The sequence below is a fragment of the Paracoccus sp. (in: a-proteobacteria) genome (assembly GCF_030538695.1).
Lineage (GTDB): Bacteria > Pseudomonadota > Alphaproteobacteria > Rhodobacterales > Rhodobacteraceae > Paracoccus.
Map to the genome: position 1 here is coordinate 1 of NZ_JAUNTN010000049.1, position 4,069 is coordinate 4,069.

A 4,069-nucleotide genomic window follows, 5' to 3' on the forward strand; every position below is an offset into this window, starting at 1 on the left:
CATGTCGGTGCTCAGCAGCCGGTCGCGGTTCTTGGTGAAGACCGTCGGCACCCAGATTGGATCGTCGATCCCCAGGCCAACGAACCACCGGAACAAGAGGTTGTAGTTCATCTGCCCATTAACTGCTGCTCCGACCGGACCGAGAACAGGATCTGGATCAGGCTGGCCCGGATCAGCCGCTCCGGCGCAATCGAGGGGCGACCGAAATCGGTGTAGAGTTCCTCGAACTCGGCATCGAGACTGTCCAGCGCGTCATTCACCACCTGCCGAATCTTGCGCAAAGGGTGTCGCGCCGCGATGCGCTCCTCCAGATCGACATAGCTGAACAGCGACCCGCTCGTCTCGTCCGCCCCACGCATCTTCACCCCCGACGTTGCTTTGTGCAGGGGAAAACATGTTCTCAAATTACTGGCGAGACAGAACTATTTCAGCGGTATGTTAGATGCTGCCTCCGCGTCTCGGTCCGAGCGCCTTTCTCCATATCCTCAGCACTGCGTGTCGGTTTCGTCGGGCCAAGCATCCCGAAGACCTCATCCACCGATGTTGCCGGGAATCTGCTCAGCACCGATGCAATATCAGTCCTGACAAAATCATCGCCGACATAAAGCAGCGCCAGCCCGCGATCTTTGGCAAGCGCATAGGCAAAGCAGTCGCCAAAGTTCAGCCCGGCGGGGTGAATACCCTTGCCCCATTGCGCATAGGCGGCGGCAACCTGCTGTGCGGCCAAAGCGGTGACGCTGGCGGTCTCGATCCCCAGCCCGGCGATCAGTTCCGCCATCTCAGGCCCGACGCCGCGCCGGTCGGCGACGATCTGCGCCTCGGCCATGGTTCCGGCCGAGATCAGCAGGTGCTGGTGTCGTGTCAGCGCCTCGGTGCAGGCCGGGGCGGCGGGTTCCGATAACAGCACCGCCATCAGCGCCGAGGTATCGATAGCGATTGCCGGGCCACTCATCCGGGCAGGCCATCATCATCATAAAGAAAGTCCTGAGACCGCGCGGCGCCCGGCCCGCCACCAGCCTTGGCGGCCGCCCGCACTTGTATCCTTCGGATCACCGCCTGCCGCGCGGCTGCGTCAACAGGCGCGTGAACCGGGGTCAGTTGTGCCACCGCCCGACCGTGGCGGGTCAGAAACACCTCATCCCCGGCCTCGGCGCGGCGGATGAGCTCGGTCAATTGGGCTTTCGCCTCGGAAACGGACACCTGCATCGGACACTCCATTCTGCTTGCATGAATATGGACTATCAAATGGTCCAAATCAAGGGCGCGAGAGTGCGAGGGTTGCCGTGAGGGGGTGATCCGGGTGGCGCGAGAGCGGGCGCGGATCGGCCCTGATCCCTCACGAGGTTTTCCCATGAATCTGATCCCTGCTTCGACCGCTCTGGCGGTCCCTGTCGCGCCTGCCCATCCGGTGGTCGCCAGCTTTGCCGCCGCGCAGGCTTTGTTTATCCATCTACAACAGGGGCGGTGCATTGACGCGGCGCTGCTGCGTGATGCGATGGAAACCGCCTTCGGCGCGTTCGACGCGTCCGGCGCCTGGAGCTGGAAACAGGCCTATGATGCCTGCGAGGCGGCCCTGGTGCTGTTCCTGCGCCAATACGGCAAATCGCTTTTACGCAAGGCCGGATCGCCGAGCGCCGCACTGCCGATGCTTGAGCGGTTGGCGGCGCTGATGCCGTCTCATACGCGCCGTTCCGAGGAATCGCGTGATCTGCAACAGTTTTCGACGCCATTGGCGCTTGGGCTGGCAGCCGCAATGGCGGCGGCGATCACGCCCGATGATCTGGTGCTGGAACCATCTGCCGGCACAGGGTTGCTGGCCGTGTTGGCCGAATTTTTTGGCGGCCAGCTTATCCTGAATGAGCTGGCCGAGACCCGCGCGGAGCTGCTGACGCGACTTTTCCCCGGCATCGCCGTCACCCGGTTCGATGCCGCGCAGATCGACGATCATCTGCCCGCGGAGATCGCGCCCTCGGTGGTGCTGATGAACCCGCCCTTCTCGGCCATGACCCATGTCCGGGGGCGGGTGGCGGATGCCGCGTTGCGCCATATGTCTTCGGCACTGGCGCGGCTTGCCCCCGACGGGCGGCTGGTGGCAATCACCGGGGCCAGCCTCGTGCCCGACAGTCCCGACTGGACCGATGCCTTCACGCACATGCAACAAACGGGCCGGGTGTTGTTCAGCGCGCCCGTATCGGGTGCAATCTATGCCCGCCATGGCACGACCATCGACACAAGGCTGACGGTGATCGACAAGCGGCCCGCCGATGATCCGGCGCGGTTTCCGCCGTCACCCGGCAAGGCCGGGGATTGCGCCACGCTGATGGGCTGGCTGCGTGAGGCTCTGCCACCACGCCTGTCGGTTGAGCGGGCGGCACACCCGGCTATCCGCCGTTCTGCGCCGTTAACCCCGGTCCGACCCTCGCCGGTTACCCGACCACGTCCCACCATGATGCCCGCACCAGAGGCTGTCGATCTGGCCTATGAAACGCATGACTGGACCCCGCCAGAGGGGGTAGCCTTGGGGGATGCGCTCTATGAACCCTACCGGCTACAAAGCATCCGCATTCCCGGCGCACAGGCGCATCCGACAAAACTGGTGCAATCGGCGGCCATGGGTTCAGTCGCGCCGCCCAAGCCCTCTTACCGGCCTAAACTGCCCGCCAACATTCACAACCTGCTCTCTGACGCGCAGCTGGAAACCGTGATCTATGCCGGAGAAGCCCATAGCGCCCATCTTGCCGGTCATTGGCGCGTTGATGACAGTTTTGACACCCTTAGCGCCGCGCCCGAAGATGCGCCCGACGCCATCCGTTTCCGGCGTGGCTTCATGCTGGGCGATGGCACCGGCGCGGGCAAGGGGCGGCAATCGGCGGGGATCATTCTCGATAACTGGCTGCAAGGCCGTCGCCGCGCGCTCTGGATCTCCAAATCCGACAAGCTGATCGAGGATGCGCACCATCATCTGCCTCGCCCCTTGGCATGGAACGCCGTCTAGCGATCATACTCCATCAGCTTGTGGTGATCAAGCAGTCCGGTCCTTTCATTTCCGAGGTCACGCTTCAGCATTGCAAAGGTGGCTGCCTTGCTGTGTCGGGGTGGTTTCCCTACTGCGCAGATATCAGCTATATGGAGGTCGATCAGGTCACTCAATGTGTGCAGGCGCGCTATGGATGATTGGTTAGGCGGCGGCCTTGACCGACCAAGGCTTCCGGCCTGACACGCCCATTCCTAGCACATAGACTCATTACGGCTTACACCATAGGTGGGCTGCGCCGAATTTGACGGCGGCGAGATAGTTTGCGGGGCCCTTGTCGTATCGGGTTGCGACGCCCCGGAAGTGCTTGATACGGTTAAAGAATCTCTCGACCAGATTTCGTTGGCGATAGAGCCAGGCCGAGAAGGCGAATGTTCCCCTGCGATTTGCCTTGGGCGGAATGTTGGCCCAAGCCTTTCGCTGCTTGGCCCTGGCGCGGATCGCATCGCTGTCGTAGCCCTTGTCGGCCAGCAGGATGCCGCCCTCACCGAGAGTGTCGATCAGGGCTTCGGCCTCCTTGCAGTCGGCAACCTGACCGGCCGTCAGGCGCAGAGTGACAGGGCGGCCTTCGGCATCGACCAGCGCATGGATCTTGCTGGTCAGCCCGCCGCGGGAACGTCCCATGCAGCCATCGTCTCCATCCCCCTTTTTCCCGTGGCCGCGTGCTGGTGGACACGAACACAGGAGGAATCGATCATGACGATGTCACCGTCGTAAGCCTCTGAGACCGCTGCAAGCATACGGTCCCAGACGCCTGCCTTTCGCCAGCGAACGAAGCGATTGTAGCAGGTTGTCGGGGGGGCGTAGCGTTCGGGAACCTCCGCCCATGGCGATCCCGTGCGAAACCGCCACAGGATGCCGTTCAACACCCGCCGATCATCGACGCGCCGAATACCGCGAGGCTTATTCGGCAACAGCGGGGCGATGATCGGCGGGTGTTGAGCGGACAGTTCGTAACGGCGACGGGACATCAAAGGCTCTGTTTAGTCCCATCATGTGATGGTCTACTTACCTGTGACCATCGGAAGGACGCAC

At 62.9% G+C, this 4,069-nt stretch carries 3 protein-coding genes and 2 pseudogenes; 1 reads left to right on the forward strand and 4 read right to left on the reverse strand.

Annotated elements, in window-relative coordinates:
- The 3 genes and pseudogenes from Q4G24_RS16350 to Q4G24_RS16360 form a co-directional block, all read right to left on the reverse strand.
- Window positions 1-359, reverse strand: a pseudogene (locus tag Q4G24_RS16350) (transposase); the annotation flags it as partial.
- Between the two features lie 68 nt (window positions 360-427).
- Window positions 428-952: a type II toxin-antitoxin system VapC family toxin gene (locus Q4G24_RS16355; RefSeq protein ID WP_303367602.1), complete on the reverse strand. Its 525-nt coding sequence runs from the start codon at window positions 950-952 to the stop codon at window positions 428-430.
- On the reverse strand, window positions 949-1,206 hold the full coding sequence (locus Q4G24_RS16360; protein ID WP_303367603.1) for a type II toxin-antitoxin system Phd/YefM family antitoxin: 258 nt from the start codon (window positions 1,204-1,206) through the stop codon (window positions 949-951). The genes Q4G24_RS16355 and Q4G24_RS16360 overlap by 4 nt, the downstream gene beginning before the upstream one ends.
- A 145-nt stretch (window positions 1,207-1,351) precedes the next feature.
- Here Q4G24_RS16360 and Q4G24_RS16365 point away from each other — a divergent pair.
- Window positions 1,352-2,953 (forward strand): annotated as a pseudogene (locus tag Q4G24_RS16365) (strawberry notch-like NTP hydrolase domain-containing protein); the annotation flags it as partial.
- 291 nt (window positions 2,954-3,244) lie between these two features.
- On the opposite strand, the gene Q4G24_RS16370 reads toward Q4G24_RS16365, so the two are convergent.
- A protein-coding gene (locus Q4G24_RS16370) for an IS5 family transposase (RefSeq protein WP_303367604.1) occupies window positions 3,245-4,005 on the reverse strand; the annotation gives its coding sequence in 2 pieces (ribosomal slippage) (window positions 3,245-3,690 and window positions 3,690-4,005; 762 coding nt in all).
- Between the last annotated feature and the right edge of the window lie 64 nt (window positions 4,006-4,069).